15 protein-coding genes are annotated in these 16197 nt (G+C 61.8%); 5 read left to right on the top strand and 10 right to left on the bottom strand.

Annotated elements, in window-relative coordinates; genetic code table 11:
- Nucleotides 1-72: 72 nt before the first annotated feature.
- On the bottom strand, nt 73-2202 hold the full coding sequence (gene scpA / locus D1012_RS01870; protein ID WP_118149623.1) for a methylmalonyl-CoA mutase: 2130 nt from the start codon (nt 2200-2202) through the stop codon (nt 73-75).
- Nucleotides 2203-2284: 82 nt separating this feature from the next.
- Between scpA and D1012_RS01865 the strand changes: the two genes are divergently transcribed.
- Nucleotides 2285-2776 carry a DUF4174 domain-containing protein gene (locus tag D1012_RS01865; protein WP_118150023.1) on the top strand — a complete coding sequence of 164 codons (492 nt, stop codon included), beginning with the start codon at nt 2285-2287 and terminating at the stop codon, nt 2774-2776.
- Nucleotides 2777-2781: 5 nt separating this feature from the next.
- On the opposite strand, the gene D1012_RS01860 is transcribed toward D1012_RS01865, so the two are convergent.
- The 7 genes from D1012_RS01860 to D1012_RS01835 form a co-directional block, all read right to left on the bottom strand.
- Nucleotides 2782-4005 (bottom strand): Y-family DNA polymerase, encoded by a 1224-nt coding sequence (locus D1012_RS01860; protein WP_118149622.1) that lies wholly within the window; start codon nt 4003-4005, stop codon nt 2782-2784.
- A 98-nt stretch (nt 4006-4103) separates the two neighbouring features.
- Nucleotides 4104-6104: an acetyl-CoA carboxylase biotin carboxylase subunit gene (locus D1012_RS01855; RefSeq protein WP_118149621.1), complete on the bottom strand. Its 2001-nt coding sequence runs from the start codon at nt 6102-6104 to the stop codon at nt 4104-4106.
- 153 nt (nt 6105-6257) lie between these two features.
- The gene (locus D1012_RS01850; protein ID WP_118149620.1) at nt 6258-6500 is read right to left on the bottom strand and encodes a YMGG-like glycine zipper-containing protein; all 243 of its coding nucleotides are present in this window, start codon (nt 6498-6500) and stop codon (nt 6258-6260) included.
- A 319-nt stretch (nt 6501-6819) separates the two neighbouring features.
- Nucleotides 6820-7218 carry a hypothetical protein gene (locus D1012_RS01845; RefSeq protein ID WP_118149619.1) on the bottom strand — a complete coding sequence of 133 codons (399 nt, stop codon included), beginning with the start codon at nt 7216-7218 and terminating at the stop codon, nt 6820-6822.
- A 252-nt stretch (nt 7219-7470) separates the two neighbouring features.
- On the bottom strand, nt 7471-7611 hold the full coding sequence (locus tag D1012_RS22770) for a hypothetical protein (RefSeq protein WP_199489424.1): 141 nt from the start codon (nt 7609-7611) through the stop codon (nt 7471-7473).
- A gap of 211 nt (nt 7612-7822) precedes the next feature.
- Entirely contained in the window at nt 7823-8230 is a 408-nt protein-coding gene (locus D1012_RS01840; protein ID WP_233516987.1) for a DUF6497 family protein, read from the bottom strand.
- An 83-nt stretch (nt 8231-8313) separates the two neighbouring features.
- Entirely contained in the window at nt 8314-9846 is a 1533-nt protein-coding gene (locus D1012_RS01835; RefSeq protein WP_118149618.1) for an acyl-CoA carboxylase subunit beta, read from the bottom strand.
- A 305-nt stretch (nt 9847-10151) separates the two neighbouring features.
- Here D1012_RS01835 and D1012_RS01830 point away from each other — a divergent pair, with 305 nt between their 5' ends.
- Together D1012_RS01830 and D1012_RS01825 are read left to right on the top strand one after the other, a co-directional pair.
- Entirely contained in the window at nt 10152-11414 is a 1263-nt protein-coding gene (locus D1012_RS01830) for a PQQ-dependent sugar dehydrogenase (RefSeq protein WP_118149617.1), read from the top strand.
- Complete coding sequence (locus tag D1012_RS01825) at nt 11411-11995, top strand: c-type cytochrome (protein WP_118149616.1); 585 nt, start codon at nt 11411-11413, stop codon at nt 11993-11995. The genes D1012_RS01830 and D1012_RS01825 overlap by 4 nt, the downstream gene beginning before the upstream one ends.
- Before the next feature lie 49 nt (nt 11996-12044).
- Here the strand turns inward: D1012_RS01825 and D1012_RS01820 are convergent, their stop codons facing one another.
- Nucleotides 12045-13031 (bottom strand): serine hydrolase domain-containing protein, encoded by a 987-nt coding sequence (locus D1012_RS01820; protein WP_118149615.1) that lies wholly within the window; start codon nt 13029-13031, stop codon nt 12045-12047.
- Between the two features lie 439 nt (nt 13032-13470).
- Between D1012_RS01820 and D1012_RS01815 the strand changes: the two genes are divergently transcribed.
- Nucleotides 13471-14814, top strand: coding sequence for a DEAD/DEAH box helicase (locus D1012_RS01815; protein ID WP_118149614.1), 1344 nt, complete (start codon nt 13471-13473; stop codon nt 14812-14814).
- Here D1012_RS01815 and D1012_RS01810 read toward each other — a convergent pair.
- On the bottom strand, nt 14807-15259 hold the full coding sequence (locus D1012_RS01810; protein WP_118149613.1) for a hypothetical protein: 453 nt from the start codon (nt 15257-15259) through the stop codon (nt 14807-14809). The genes D1012_RS01815 and D1012_RS01810 overlap by 8 nt on opposite strands.
- A gap of 339 nt (nt 15260-15598) precedes the next feature.
- Between D1012_RS01810 and D1012_RS01805 the strand changes: the two genes are divergently transcribed.
- Nucleotides 15599-16177 carry a thymidine kinase gene (locus tag D1012_RS01805; protein WP_118149612.1) on the top strand — a complete coding sequence of 193 codons (579 nt, stop codon included), beginning with the start codon at nt 15599-15601 and terminating at the stop codon, nt 16175-16177.
- Nucleotides 16178-16197 lie beyond the last annotated feature (20 nt).

The following is a 16197-nucleotide window of genomic DNA, read 5'->3' as shown; positions in this document are numbered from 1 at the left end:
GTGCATTGCTGCTTGCCAAATACTCCCGCGCGGAGCGCTCCCCCGGCCAGACCGGCGCGCGCGGGTGCAGGATCAGCGCCGGGTCTGGCGAATCAGGGTCAGGATGTCCTTGGCGGCGCTGGGAATGTTGGTGCCGGGACCAAAGATCGCCTTGACGCCGTTGTCATAAAGGAACTGGTAATCCTGCTGCGGGATCACGCCGCCGCAGATCACCAGAATGTCGCCCGCCCCTGCCGCCTGCAACGCCTGCACCAGTTTCGGCGCCAGGGTCTTGTGCCCGGCGGCCTGGGACGAGATGCCGATGACATGCACGTCATTGTCGATGGCATCCTGCGCGGCCTCTTCCGGGGTCTGGAACAGCGGGCCGACATCGACGTCAAAACCGATATCGGCAAAGGCGGTCGCGATGACCTTGGCGCCACGGTCATGGCCATCCTGCCCCATCTTCACCACCAGCATGCGCGGGCGGCGGCCCTCTTCGGTGGCAAAGGCTTCGACATCGGCCTGAATCGCCTCAAACCCGGCATCGCCCTCATAGGCAGCGCCATACACCCCGGCGAGGGTTTTGACTTCCGCGCGGTGGCGGCCAAAGACGGTTTCCATGGCGTCTGAAATCTCCCCTACGGTGGCGCGGGCGCGGGCGGCGGTGACGGCGGCATCCAGCAGATTGCCGCCTTCGCCCGCACGGCGTGTCAGTTCGGCCAATGCCGCCTGACACGCCGCCTCGTCCCGGTTGGCGCGGGTGGTTTTCAGCCGGGCGATCTGGCTTTCGCGCACGGCAACGTTGTCGATATCCAGAATGTCGATCGGGTCTTCGCTCGGTTTGCGGTATTTGTTGACGCCGACGATCACATCTTCGCCCCGGTCAATCGCCGCCTGACGCCGGGCCGCGGATTCCTCGATCCGCAGTTTCGGCATCCCGGTGGCGACCGCCTTGGTCATGCCGCCCATCGCTTCGACTTCCTCGATCAGCTTCCACGCCTCGGTCGCCAGCTGATGCGTCAGCGTCTCGACATAGTAGCTGCCCGCCAGCGGGTCGACGACATGGGTGATGCCGGTTTCCTCCTGCAGAATCAGCTGGGTGTTGCGGGCAATGCGGGCCGAAAATTCGGTGGGCAGGGCAATCGCCTCATCCAGCGCATTGGTGTGCAGGCTTTGGGTGCCACCCAGCACCGCCGACATCGCCTCATAGGCGGTGCGGATCACGTTGTTGTAGGGGTCCGCCTCTTGCAAGCTGACGCCGGAAGTCTGGCAATGCGTGCGCAGCATGAGCGACACTGGATTTTTCGCAGAAAAATCGGACATGATCCGGTGCCACAGCAGCCGGGCGGCGCGGAGTTTGGCCGCCTCCATGAAGAAGTTCATGCCGATGGCAAAGAAGAACGACAAGCGGCCCGCGAACGCATCCACATCCATGCCGCGCGCAATCGCGGTGCGCACATATTCGCGGCCATCGGCGAGCGTAAAGGCCAGCTCCTGCACCAGATTGGCCCCGGCCTCCTGCATGTGATAGCCGGAAATCGAAATCGAGTTGAACTTTGGCATGTGTTCGGAGGTGTATTCGATGATGTCCGCGATGATCCGCATCGAGGGTTCGGGCGGGTAGACATAGGTGTTGCGGACCATGAATTCCTTCAGAATATCGTTCTGAATGGTGCCCGACAGCAGGCTGCGATCCACCCCCTGCTCTTCACCCGTCACAATGAAATTCGCCAGAATCGGGATCACAGCGCCATTCATCGTCATGGAAACGCTGACTTTTTCCAGCGGGATGCCGTCGAACAGGATTTTCATATCCTCGACCGAGTCGATCGCCACGCCCGCCTTGCCGACATCGCCCACCACGCGAGGGTGGTCGCTGTCGTAGCCGCGGTGGGTGGCCAGATCAAAAGCGACCGACACGCCTTGCTGACCGGCCGCAAGCGCCTTGCGGTAAAAGTTGTTCGACTCCTCGGCGGTGGAAAAGCCCGCGTATTGCCGGATGGTCCAGGGGCGGCCCGCGTACATCGTGGCCTTGACCCCGCGCGTGAACGGTGCGGCCCCCGGCACGCCGCCCATATGGGGCAGGCTTGCCGTATCTGCGGCGGTATACAGCGGCTTGACCGGAATGCCCTCCAGCGTGTTCCAGATCAGGCTTTCGGGGTCTTTGCCCTTCAGCTCTTTGGTGGCGAGGGCGGTCCAGTGGTTCAGCGCGTCGGTCATCGGTGTTCTCCGTCATATGCTCTTGGCATCTGCTCTTGGGTTTCCCGCCGCGCCGCCCTATGTTCTGATCAAAGGGAGCCGCATGAAACCGCTTTATACTCTTGGTCTTGCAGCATTGCTGCCATTTGTTGCCACCGCTCAGGAAGCGGCGGCGATTGATCCGTCAGGTCAGGTCGAAACCATGGCCGAAGAGGTGGCCGAGGCGTATGGGCCGCGCAATGCGGCCGATGTGGTGTTTGCCGATCTCATGTTTGAATTCCGCCCGGTTGTCGTGTTTGGTGACAGCCCCGCCGACCCGAATTTCATTCGTCAGATGGAGCTGTTGCAGCGTGACCTGCCCGCTCTGCAGCTGCGCGATGTGGTGCTGATCACCGATACCGACCCCGAGGCGCGGGGCGAGTGGCGGATGAAGCTGCGCCCGCGCGGGTTCAGCCTTGTGCTGATGGACAAGGATCTGCGCCCGGTGATCCGCAAGCCGCTGCCGTGGGAGGTCCGTGAGATCACCGCCGCCATCGACAAATTCCCGCTGCGCCGCCAGGAAATACTGGAGCGCAATCCAGCCGGGCGGCGCTGACCGCGCTATTCGCGGAAATCCTGCGCGGTGGGAATGCGGCCAAAGGCAATCTTGGCCCCGGTATAGGGTACGTGATAGGGCGGCAACTGACCAAAGCGAACCGTATCCTGCCCGAAACGCTGATTTAGCCCATCGACCACGGAACAGACCGCAAGACGGTCTGCCAGCGGCGGGAACAGATCGCGGCTGACCTCGGTATCGGGGATCAGCCCGCCAAGCGTCACCGAGACCGACAGCGCCCGGTGGGGCGGCAGCGCGGCCCAGTAGCGCGCCAGAACCGACAGCAGAAAGAATGTGTCCTGCGTGGTCTGGATCTCTCCGCCATGGCCGATATGGCCCGCGACCGCACATTTCACCCCCAGATGCAGGCTGCGGGCGTGAAACCCCTCGCGCCGCAGACGCGATGCCGCCTTGACCAGCAGCCGCCGCGCGACCAGCCGCGCCCCCTCGGGCGTTTTGTTCGGGCCTGACAGCACCTGACCATGGCCGATCATGTCGCGGTGCGTGTCCGGCCAGATCACCAGCTCGCCGCGCAGCTCGCGGACAAACCGCTCGCCCTGCACATTGCCCCAGATCGCCCGCGCGCGTTTGGGGGGCAGGGCGTAAAGCGTGGCCACATCCATGACGCCCGCAGCCTCCAGCCGGGTTTTCATCCGCCAGGAGACGCCCGGCAGATCGTCCAGCGCCAGATGCGCGATGCGGTCGGGCAGCACCTCTGGCACCAGCCAGTGCAGACCGCCCGGCTTTTCCAGACCCGCTGCCAGCTTGGCCAGCAGCCGGGTGGGAGCCAGCCCCACCGAACAACGCAACGCCGGGCTGACCTGATGCAGCACCGCCTGTTGCAGATCGCGACCTATCTGCAAGGCGCGGTCCAACTGCTGCTGAGAGCCGGTCAGACGGCACGAGCATTCGTCGATCGACCAGACCCGATCGATCGGGATCACCGTATCCACCGCCTGCAGGATGGCGTGATGATAGGTCACGCAAACATCGTGTTTGACCGGGCGGAACACGATGCCGGGGCAAAGCTGGCGCGCCTCGTCCTGGCGGGTGCCCATGCGCACGCCGCAACGTTTGGCGTCTATGCTGGCAGCAATACAGGCCGCCCCCGGTGCATCGGTCGTCAGCACCCCCACCGGCCGCCCCATCAGCGCCGGTTCCTCGGCCTGAGCGACCGAGGCGTAAAAGCTGTTCATGTCGAAGAACAGGGTGGACACACGCACTGACATAAGGAGGCGACTCGGGTTGGGTTTGCACCCCCAGATTAGAACAAAATGGGAACATAAAGCCAGACCAAAGCCTGTATGTCACTGCGCCCGCCGGCACCTTATTCAAACTCCATGATCACTTCGTCCACTTTCAGGCTGCTGCCCGCACTGGCTGTGATCTTTTTGACCACGCCTTTGCGCTCGGCCTTGAGGATGTTTTCCATCTTCATCGCCTCGACCGTGGCCAATGGCTGGCCTTCCTGCACTTCGTCGCCTTCGGCCACGGTGATTTTGACGATCAGGCCGGGCATCGGGCACAGCAGGTATTTCGACGTATCGGGCGGCAGTTTTTCCGGCATCAGGGCGTATAGCTCGGCCTGGCGCGGCGATTGCACCAGCACCTTTACATCAGCCCCGCGCAGGCGGATGCGGAACCCCATCGGGATCTTGCCGACCTTGAGCACAACCGGCGTGCCATCCACCCGCAGCCGGGCCAGGCTGTCGCCCGGCGTCCAGTCCGAGGCCACGCGCAGGCTGGCACCATCGTCAAAGGTCACGGTCGAGCCGGATTTATCGGCGGCGACGGTGACAGCGTACTGGGTGCCCTGCAGGCTGACCACCCACGGGTCGCCGACGCGGCGCTGATGATTGTCCATCGTGCCCGAAATTTTCGTACGGCGGATTTCGGCGACGCGGTTCATCGCGGCACAGGCGGCGGCGACCTGACGCAGCATCTGCGTATCCAGCGTCACGCCCTGAAAACCCTCGGGGAATTCTTCGGCGATGAAGGCGGTGGTGATGTTGCCAGAGGTGAATCGCGGATGATCCATCACCGCCGAGCAGAATGGCAGGTTGTGGCCGATGCCTTCGACCTCGAACGTGTCCAGTGCCAGCCGCATTTCCTCGATCGCTGCCGCGCGGGTCGGGCCCCAGGTGCAGAGCTTGGCGATCATCGGGTCGTAGAACATGCTGATCTCGCCGCCTTCAAACACGCCGGTATCGTTGCGCACGATGCCGGTGGCGGTCTTGCCCTCGACCGGCGGGCGATAGCGGGTCAGGCGGCCGATGGAGGGCAGGAAGTTGCGGTAGGGGTCTTCGGCATAAAGCCGCGATTCCATCGCCCAGCCGTTGATTTTCAGGTCTTCCTGACGGAACGGCAGCGGCTCGCCCGCTGCCACGCGGATCATCTGTTCCACCAGATCTACCCCGGTGATCAGTTCGGTCACCGGGTGTTCGACCTGCAACCTTGTGTTCATTTCAAGGAAGTAGAAGTTGCGGTTGCCGTCGACGATGAATTCCACCGTGCCCGCCGAGGTGTAGCCGACCGCACGGGCAAGCGCGCAGGCCTGTTCGCCCATGGCCTTGCGGGTGGCCTCATCAAGGAACGGCGACGGCGCCTCTTCGATGACCTTCTGGTTGCGGCGTTGGATGCTGCATTCGCGTTCGTGCAGATAGACGGTGTTGCCGTGCTGATCGGCCAGCACCTGAATTTCGATATGGCGGGGCTGGGTGACGAATTTCTCGATAAAGATGCGGTCGTCGCCAAAGCTGCTGGCAGCCTCGTTCTTTGACGATTGAAAGCCTTCGCGGACCTCGGATTCACTCCAAGCGATGCGCATACCCTTGCCGCCGCCCCCGGCAGAGGCCTTGATCATCACCGGATAGCCGATTTCGCCCGAGATCTTGATCGCCTCGTCGCCATCGGCGATCAGGCCCATATAGCCGGGCACGGTCGAAACCCCTGCCGCCATCGCCAGCTTCTTGGAAGTGATCTTGTCGCCCATCGCCTCGATTGCGGGGGATGGCGGACCGATGAAAACCACACCTTCCCGCTCCAAGGCCGCCGCAAAGTTCATGTTTTCCGACAAAAAGCCATAGCCCGGATGCACCGCCTCGGCCCCGGTCTGGCGGACGGCGTCAAGGATCTTGTCGATGACGATGTATGACTGGTTTGCCGGAGATGGGCCGATGTGAACCGCTTCGTCCGCCATGCGGACGTGCAGCGCGTTGCGGTCGGCGTCGGAATAGACGGCGACAGTCTTGATTCCCATCTTCTTGGCAGACTTGATCACACGGCAGGCGATTTCGCCCCGGTTGGCGATCAGGATTTTCTTGAACATCGGCTCTCTCTCCCCTCGGGCAGAGTCGGGCCGGACCCTGCGCCGCAAATGAAAAGGGCCTCCCAGCCGGTATGGCTGAAAGACCCTGTTTTCGAATGATCTATGATCAGGCGATCTGCACTAAGGCTGCGCCGCGCGGTGGCGGCGGGCAGATCAGTAGCAGTTTGGCAGGCCCGGGATGCCGCAGGACACGCCGCCCGCAACAGCGCCGATGAGCGCGCCCTGAGTTTTGGAGCCGCCGGTTGCGCCTGCAATGAGCGCGCCGGTTGCAGCACCACCAACGGTGCGGACCGCTGCGCTGTTGAGCGGGGCCGAATTGCCGTAGCCGCCGCCCTGGACACAGCCAGCGAGCGAGAGGGCAAGAGCCGATGCGATAAGGATGTGTTTCGTGACCATGTTTGACTGCCTCGTGTCAGGGTTTTTATTACGCCTGACTCTACTCCATCCATGGCCGTGGAAAAGGGGAATTTTCCGGAACGCCCGCCATCGGCGAGGCTTTGCCACCGACAAAAGTGCGGCCCGGACCCAAAGAGACCGGACCGCAAGGCAAGGGAAAGGGACGTCCCATGGTCCCCGGACCGGGGATGAGGAGCCCGGACCGGATACAACCCAAGGTGTGAGCTGTTTGCGTTGAAATCAAACGCAATTCCGCCGTCCCGTGCCAGATGCGCGGGTGTTTGCCAGAGCGGCGAACGGGTCGGCGGAAGAGCGCGCATCAGTCGTCATCCCCATCGTCTTCATCGTCCCAGATCACTTCTTCGGCATCGGCGGCGAAGATGGCCGGGAACGAGACTTGCGCGATTTTTACATTGACGCGCAGAAGGGCGTCATAGCTTTCCGGGTCAAACGGATCTTCGGCGGCAATGACCTCACGGCCGAACAGCCAGGACAGGCGGCCAGCGTCCAGATTACCCCGCTCGAACGGCTCTTCGCCAAAACATTGCCAGATCGCGGCCATGAAACCCTCATCGGCCTTGCGGTCGGCCAGCTTGCGGTCGCGGTAGCGTTCGCGCTTGATCAGCTTGGCCGGGCCGTCCTTTTTATTGGCGCGGCGGATGGTGAATTGAAAATCGGTGCCCGGAAGGCGGCCCGGAAAGCCGCGGTGTTTCAGCATGATGTGCCCCCTGAGGATGGATGGGCACAGCAATAGGCATCTAGGGGCCCAAGGCCAAGGGGCGAGGGCATAATTGAATACGCCGCCGTACGGTCATACCGGCGGAGGCAGGTCAGCGCTGAGAGGTGGGGTGTTTTTGCATCGGGGGCCAGCGGCGCAGGGTGGGCGCGAAGGATGCAGTGCGCGCGCGGGCGCGTGGGGGGTGATGGGGCGGGTTGGTGCGGATCAGATCCGCCAGCCCGCCCGACCGACTTATTTGTACTTGCCGGTGTAGGTGGGTTCGACCGAAACCGGTTCGTCCACATAAACGACTTCAGCTTGTTTGGTTCCGGCGCAGGCAGCCACAAAGGCGACCATGCACAGGGCCAGCAAAGTTTTCGTGCTCTTCGACATCCTCTACTCCTATATTCTTGGAAGGTTGCTTCGGAATGTCCGATAGCACACCCTTCATGCGAGGCAAAGGCCGCTTGGGTTCGGCCTGCGGTTACACTAGCGGATTGCCGCTGTGTTTGACATGGAATGTTTGCCAAGTTTGCCGCCTGTGACTCTGCTACATCAGGGTGGCGGGCGGCGCCGATGCGGACAACCATATCTGGTGGGAGCATCAGAAAATCTCCCACATGCAGATGCCATCCTGATAGCTGAACGCCTCGAAAAACTGGGTTGCCTCTGGCATGGATTCGCCAAACGGCACCGGCTGATCCGACATCGAGACGATGATCTGGGTGGGCTGCGGGCCAAACTCGGTCAGCCGGGGCAGCGCATAGGTCTGGCACAGGTGCATCATGTCCTCTGCCGCCGCCTCGTAGGCTGTGGCCGCAGAGTCGCGCGCGATCTGCGGCGCGACAAAGCGAAACCGCACCGCCAGCCCCTCCGGGCCGGGCACGTTCCAGATCACATCCTGCAACATCACCGGCTGGCCCGAGGGCACCGGGATCAGCGTCTCGTCGCCCGGAAGCACATGGGCGGCCTCGTGATGGTCGGGCAGTTCGTCGGCAACGGGATCGGTCATGACCGGCCCCGCTGTCGCCGGCTGCACGCGGCCCCTGCCCTGCTGATGATTGCCATGGATACACCCTCTTTGTCCTGCTGCGTTCAGAGAGGGATGTTATCGTGCTTTTTCCACGGGTTCGCCAACTTCTTCGTGCGCAGGGACGCAAAGGCCCGGCAGACGCGGCGACGGGTAGAAGAGGGCATGATCACCTCGTCGATAAAGCCCTTTTCGGCGGCGACAAAGGGATTGGCGAACCGGTCCTCATAATCCTTGACGCGGGCGGCGATCTTGTCCTTGTCGCCCAACTCGCTGCGGTACAGAATTTCAACCGCGCCCCTGGCCCCCATCACCGCCACTTCGGCAGTCGGCCAGGCATAGTTGAAATCGGCCTGCAAGTGCTTGGAGGCCATCACGACATAGGCCCCGCCATAGGTTTTCCGTGTCAGAACAGTGACTTTCGGCACCGTCGCCTCGCCATAGGCAAACAGCAGTTTCGCGCCGTGCTTGATCACGCCGCCATATTCCTGGCCGGTGCCGGGCAGAAAACCGGGCACATCCACCAGCGTCAGGATCGGGATTTCGAACGCATCGCAGAACCGCACAAAGCGCGCGGCCTTGCGGCTGGCGTCGATGTCCAGACACCCCGCCAGCACCGTGGGCTGGTTGGCAACCACGCCCACCGACTGCCCCTCCAGCCGGATGAAACCGGTGATGATATTGGCGGCAAAGGCGGCCTGAATTTCAAAGAAATCGCCCTCGTCCGCAATCTTGGTGATCAGCTCCTTCATGTCATAGGGCTGATTTGGATTGTCAGGCACCAGCGTATCCAGGCTTTTGTCCACGCGGGCCGGATCGTCAAAGAACGGCCGCACCGGCGCTTTTTCCCGGTTGTTCAGCGGCAGAAAGTCGATCAGGCGGCGGGTCTCGGCCAAGGCCTCGACATCATTCTCAAACGCCCCATCGGCGACCGATGACTTCCGGGTATGGGTCACGGCACCGCCCAGCTCTTCGGCGGTCACCACCTCGTTGGTCACCGTTTTCACCACATCGGGGCCGGTCACGAACATGTAGCTGGAGTCTTTGACCATAAAGATGAAATCGGTCATGGCGGGCGAATAGACTGCCCCCCCGGCGCAGGGGCCCATGATCAGGCTGATCTGCGGCACCACGCCCGACGCCATGATATTGCGCTGAAACACCTCGCCATAGGCGGCAAGGCTGGCGACACCTTCCTGAATGCGCGCGCCGCCGGAATCGTTGATGCCGATCACCGGCGCACCGTTCTGGATCGCCATATCCATGATCTTGCAGATCTTTGCGCCATGGGTTTCGCTGACAGAGCCGCCCATCACCGTGAAATCCTGCGAAAACACATAGACCTGACGGCCATTGATGGTGCCCCAGCCGGTGACCACCCCATCCCCGGCGGGGCGCTCCTCCTCCATCCCGAAATCGGTGCAGCGATGGGTGACAAACATGTCGAATTCTTCAAAGCTGCCCTCATCGAGCAAAAGCTCGATCCGCTCGCGGGCGGTCAGCTTGCCCTTGGCATGCTGGGCATCGACCCGCCGCTGCCCCCCGCCTGCGCGGGCAGTTTCACGACGGCTTTCAAGCTGTGCCAGAATGTCTTTCATCGCGCCGACTCCCCTGCGGATTTGCCGCACCATAGGAGGCGTTGCTGCAGGTGCAAAGTGGATTTGAGAAAATTTGCATAGCATTTTTTAGTAACGGATCGCAAATTGCAAATTTGCATACTCTCTGTGGTTATGCAGGCTTTTGGAGAGTCCGGCTGAAGGTCGGACCCAGCGAGAAGCGCCGCTAAACAAGAGTATTGGTAAAGTATCTTGACCAGAATCACCATGTGATGGTCATATTCAGCGATGGAGCGGCGTTGGCAGTGGGAGGCTGTGTCACTCCATTCACCCTAAGGGAGGATCAGATGACACATATGCAAGTCCTGAAAGGACTGCTGCTTGGCACCATACTTTCCGGCCCGGTCTTTGCTCAGGAAAACCTGGACAAGCTGACCAGCATGCAAAAAACTGGCGCGACCTTTACCTTTGTCGAACAGGACGGGGCAAAAGGGGCGGCGCTGCGCGATATCGTGCAATACATCAATGTTCCGGAAGGCTTCGATGTAAGCCTTTATGCGGTTGTGCCGGACGCGCGCTCCATGGCCATGGCGCCGCAGGGCACCGTGCTCTTTGCGGGAACGCGCAAAGACAAGGTCTGGTCAATCGTGGACCGGGACCGCGACCGGATTGCGGATGAGGTAAAGGATTTTGCGCCCTCAATCACTTTTGACATTCCGAACGGTCCCTGCTTTTCGCGCGACGGGTTCCTGTATATCGCTGAACGAAACCGGGTTCTTGTTTTTCCCGCCGCAGAATTCTTCTTCGAAGGGCCTGACATCGCCGTAGGTGTTGTCGTGCCGCAGGGCGAGCTGATCCCTGCGGAGGAAGAGAGCTTCAACCACACCGCGCGGGTGTGCGACGTGGGTCCGGATGGCAAGCTCTACATCTCGTTGGGTCAGCCGCATAACGTCCAGCCGCGTGAAAAACTTGAGCTTTACGATGAGCTGGGCATCGGCGGAATTATCCGCATCAACACCGACGGCACAGGCCGCGAGGTCTATACCCGAGGGGTGCGCAACTCTGTTGGTCAGGATTTCAACCCGGCCACGGGTGAGCTGTGGTGGACCGACAATCAGGTTGACGGGTTGGGTGACGACATCCCACCGGGGGAGTTGAACCGGCAAACGGAGGCGGGCCAGCACTTTGGCTTTCCATGGACCAACTCGCGTGTCGAGATTCCCGATTACAAGAACGTTCCACGTCCCGAGGGGGTGACATTCGTCGAACCCCAGCTTGAACTGGAAGCACATGCCGCAGATCTTGGTATGCGGTTCTATCAAGGCAAGTCTTTCCCCGACAAGTATCACGGCGGGATATTCTGGGCGCAGCACGGATCGTGGAACAGAACGGTTCCGGTTGGTGCCAGGGTGATGTTCACGGCGCTTGACGAAAACGGCGACGCGGTCGGTGCCGAGGTCTTTGCCGACGGCTGGCTGAATGAGGAAACCGGCGAGTATCGCGGTCGTCCCATGGACATCGAGTTTCTGCCGGATGGGTCGATGCTGGTGTCTGACGACTTTGCCGGAGCGATCTGGCGGATAGCCTATAACCCGAAGCCGGCCGAATGAGCCGCGCAATTGCCATGGTTCTCGGCGGGCTTATGCTCGCCGGGGGCTTCGCACAGCCCAGTCTTGCCGGGGATCCGGAGGCAGGGCGGAAGATCGCCAACATGTGCCGGACGTGCCACGGCATCGACGGCTTTGCACAGATCCCCATTGCTCCGCATATCGGCGGGGAACCGAAAGAGTATCTTGAAGGGCAGCTCATGGCCTTCAAGACCGGCGCACGCCAGCACGAGATGATGTCCGTCGTGACAGCCACGCTCTCGGCGCAGCAGATCTCTGACGTTGCAGCATGGTACGCCTCTTTTACCGCGGTCGCGACGCTGCCGGCCGGTGTCAACGAGGCAGATGCTCCGGCGGCCTGTGTTTCGTGTCACGGCGCTGACGGGATATCCGTTTTGCTCGATGCGCCCAACCTTGCGGGCGAGGTGAACATCTATGTTGATACCCAGTTGAAAGCGTTTCGCCTTGGCAAACGGCAACATGACATCATGTCCGAGATCGCATCGGAAATGACGGATGCAGATATCCGAGAAGTCGCAGACTGGTATTCAAAAGTTGTACTGGAGATCGTGCCTTCTGACTAGACAGCACGCCTCGCTCGGTGCTCAGGTTGCGACAGGTGCCTTTTCTGGTTCAGCTCAGGCCCAGAATGGGGCCGTCAAGAAGCCGCATCAGATCGCCGAAATAGCCACCGGACCGGGCGATTTGTGTCGGATCGGAAGTGATCGCCACGGCAAGCGCGCGCTCGGAATGCGCCGCGATGATCTGGCCGCCATAGCCACGGGCGATGACCCATCCGGTCGTACTCAGAAACCAGCCAAGGCCATAGTCCAGCCCGGAATAGGGGGACGTTGTTTGCGGCACTCGCGATGCCTCAACCCACTCCTGATCAACCACCTGCGTCCCGCCATAGCTCCCGCCATCGCGCAGCATCACCGCAACGCGCAGCATCGCCTCTGGCGTCAGGGCCATCTCGTTGCCGCCAAAGTAATAGCCCTGCGGATCACGGGTCCAGGACGCCACATCAATGCCAAGCGGCCGACCCAACCGCTCCCGCGCCAGTTGCCGCAGGTCTTTGCCGGTCGCCACCGCAATTGCGGCCCCCAGAACATGGGTGGTCCCGGTCGAATAGATCATCCGCCCGCCGTTGGGCGCGATCCGGGATTGGCGCAGCGCATAGGCGATCCAGTTGCGTGAATTGACCCAGGTGCCGTACTTCGCGCCCGACGTGCCCTCCAGCCCCGCGCGCAGGGTGACCAGATCGGCCATGGTCAGATCGGCCACCCCCTCTGTCGCATCGCCGGGGATCAGCTGCGGCGCGACTTCACCCAGACGCGCGGACAGCCCGACAATTTCACCCCGCGCAATGGCGGTGCCCAGAATCAGCGCCAAAAGGCTCTTGGAGCAGGATTTGATGTTTGCAGCCGCCTCCAGCCCCCGGCCCCGCGGGGCCTCGGCCAGCAACCGCTCGTCGCCCCGCTGCACCAGAATGGCATGCAACTGCGGCAGACCAAGCGCGGCATCGCGCAGGGTGTCGATGGGCAACGCTTGCGCTTGCACGACCGGGGGGCAGCAAAGCGCCCCGGCCAAAGCTGCGGAAAACTGACGGCGTGAAAGCATCTTACCTCTGCAGGATATATCGCTGACCATGCAACAGCATAGCTGACACAGCGCCTTGTGAAACGGATCAGGCGGTGAATACAGAACACAACCGATCACGAGGCAGCGATGGCCTCGGCTCTCACGCGACCTGTCGATCATGCCTCGCGCCGGATCACAGGCGGGGCCGTGGCGCAATTCTTAACAAAATCTGAATCTCGAATTGTAACCCATTGAATTTATACAACCTCTAACGCTGCAACACAGTGGGCACCTGCCTCCCCCTTGACATCCCCCCCGAAAACCCTCATTTCCCCCCTATCCGAAGCCCGTGCCGCGTGAGCACCGAAAGGCCCGGATACAGGTTCCCACCATCACGCAGGGGCGCCGACGGCGCGCACGGTCTCTCAAGTTGTTGGGGGACGAGGACCGCCTGCTTTTTGTTTGATGGAACGACCCAATGACCACTTTTGCAGACCTCGGGCTCAGCCCGAAACTTCTCAAGGCGCTTGAGAAAACCAATCTTCAGACCCCGACGCCGATTCAGGCGCAGGCGATCCCCTATATCATGGCGGGCCGCGACCTGATGGGTCTGGCCCAGACCGGCACCGGCAAAACGGCGGCCTTTGGCCTGCCGCTCTTGCACCGCCTGCTCGACATCGGCCACCCACCGGCACCGAAAAACGTGCGCGCCCTGATCCTTGCGCCCACGCGGGAGCTGACGCTGCAGATCAAGGACAACCTTGAAGTCTTTACCAAAGGCACGCCGGTCAAGGTGACCATGGTGGTCGGCGGCGCATCGCTGTTCCGTCAGGCACAGGCCCTGTCCAAGGGCAGCGACGTTCTGGTCGCCACCCCCGGCCGCCTGATCGACCTGCTGGAACGTGGCGATGTCAAGCTGGACCAGTGCGCCTATCTGGTGCTGGACGAGGCGGATCACATGCTCGACATGGGCTTCATCCATTCCCTGCGGAAAATCGCCAAGCATATCCCGCTGAAACGCCAGACCATGCTGTTCTCGGCCACGATGCCCAAGGATATCTCGGAAATCGCCGACACCTATCTGCGCGACCCGGTCCGGGTTCAGGTCACCACCGCCGGCAAAACCGCCGACAAGGTGACGCAAGGCGTGCACTTCCTGCCCAACGGCGACAAGGCCCGCGTGCTGGAAGACTACCTGAAAAAACACCCGACCGAACAGGCGCTGGTCTTTGGCCGCACCAAGCATGGCTCGGAAAAGCTGATGAAGCTGCTGGCAGGCTGGGGCTTCAAGGCAGGCTCGATTCACGGCAACAAGTCGCAGTCCCAACGTGACCGCACCCTGACCGAGTTCCGCAATGGCGAGCTTGATGTGCTGGTGGCCACCGATGTCGCGGCGCGGGGCATTGATATTCCGACCGTCCGTCACGTCTATAACTTCGACATGCCGAACGTGCCGGAAAACTATGTCCACCGCATCGGCCGCACCGCGCGCGCCGGGGCTGAGGGCACGTCGGTCAGCTTCTGCGCCCCCGCAGAGATGGGCGAATTGCAGGCGATTGAAAAGCTGCTGAAAAAGCCGCTGCCGATCCTGGGTGGCGCGCCGTGGTCCGCCGATATGGTGGCAGCCGCCCCCAAACCCGGCCAGAACCGGGGCCAACGCCCGGCCCGTCCGCAAGGCGGTCGCCCGCAGGGTGGCAAGCCAGCTGCCGGTGGAAAACCGCAGCAGGCGCGTCCCGCTGCCAAACCCAAGCCGATGGGTGGTGGCAACGTCCCCCGCCGCGCCGAGGGTGGCAAGCCCGCAGGGCAGCGCCGGACTAGCTGACCCCGTTCTCCAGGTGCAGCTTCATGTCGAGCAGCACCTGTTGAATCGCCAGCGTTTCGCGCAGCATCCGCTTTGCCTCATTGACCGTTATGACACCGTCGCTGATGGCGGTGTTATACTCGCTCATCAACATGGCAAAGCGCTGCGCGAGCACCACAACATCCTGATTGACCCCCTTTGAGGTCGCATTGCGCTTGTCCGCGTCATAAGACAGCGTGATGCCGCGCAGATCGGCCAAAGCCGAGGTGACATGCGGAAACCGCGAGGCGGATTCCAGCTGCGCCACAACGTCGATCGGCATGAAACGGTCGTCATGTTCAACCTGATCCGAATAATAGCGCCCCAGCGTGGCCTTGGATTTGCCTGTCAGCTTGCAGGCGGCCTCGATCCCGACATCCTTGACCAATGCTTCGCTGTGCTTTTTCAGATAGGTCTCGACCGACATTCACATACTCCTTGATCCCGCACCTCGGGGAAATCACTCAATCTTTTCCCATTCATGATACGGCAAGTGATTGTCATAGATAAAGGTGTTCCGGGTGTTTTCCGGAACAGTAGTGAGTGGTCGATGTCCCCAGCATCGGCTTTGGTGGGGGTCCGCCGTGCTTTGGTCCCTGTAAGGGATGGTTCGTATGGCCGTGCGGCGGGCCCGTCATTGGTATCAGTGTGTCTTGGTGTGTGACGATGACGGCCCGCTGCGGCCCCCGCCAACAGGTTTCCGGCCCGTCCGAAATCCGCCCTGATCGCTTGCAGGCTGCTGCCGGAATCGGATAGGTGCTCTGCCATGGCAAAGCTGTATTTCAATTATTCCACCATGAACGCAGGGAAATCGACCCTGCTGCTGCAGGCCGCGCACAACTATCGGGAGCGCGGGATGGAAACCTATCTGATCACCGCGCAATTCGACAACCGCGCCGGTGAAGGGCGGATTGCCAGCCGCATCGGCATCGGCGATCCGGCGGATACCTTTGCCCCTGATGAGGATATGTATGCCAAGCTGAAGGCGCGCATAGCCCTTGGCCCGGTGTCTTGCGTGTTCATCGACGAGGCGCAGTTCCTGTCGAAAGAGCAGGTCTGGCAACTGGCCTGCGCGGTCGATGATCTGTCGGTGCCAGTGATGTGCTATGGCCTGCGCGTCGATTTTCAGGGCCAGCTGTTTCCCGGTTCGGCGGCATTGCTGGCCTGGGCGGATGAAATGCGTGAGGTCCGCACGATCTGCCATTGCGGCAAGAAAGCCACGATGGTCGTGCGCAAGGGCCCGGATGGCCGGGCGTTGCGCGACGGCGATCAGGTGGTGATCGGCGGGAATGAAACCTATGTCAGCCTGTGCCGCAGGCATTGGCGCGAGGCGGTCGGCGACTGACCCTCCAGCAACAAAAGCCG

Origin of the sequence: Pseudotabrizicola alkalilacus (genome assembly GCF_003443995.1) — a bacterium.
Classification (GTDB): Bacteria; Pseudomonadota; Alphaproteobacteria; order Rhodobacterales; family Rhodobacteraceae; genus Pseudotabrizicola; species Pseudotabrizicola alkalilacus.
Note: the sequence above shows the minus strand (reverse complement) of the source record. Positions and strands in the feature narration are given on the sequence as shown.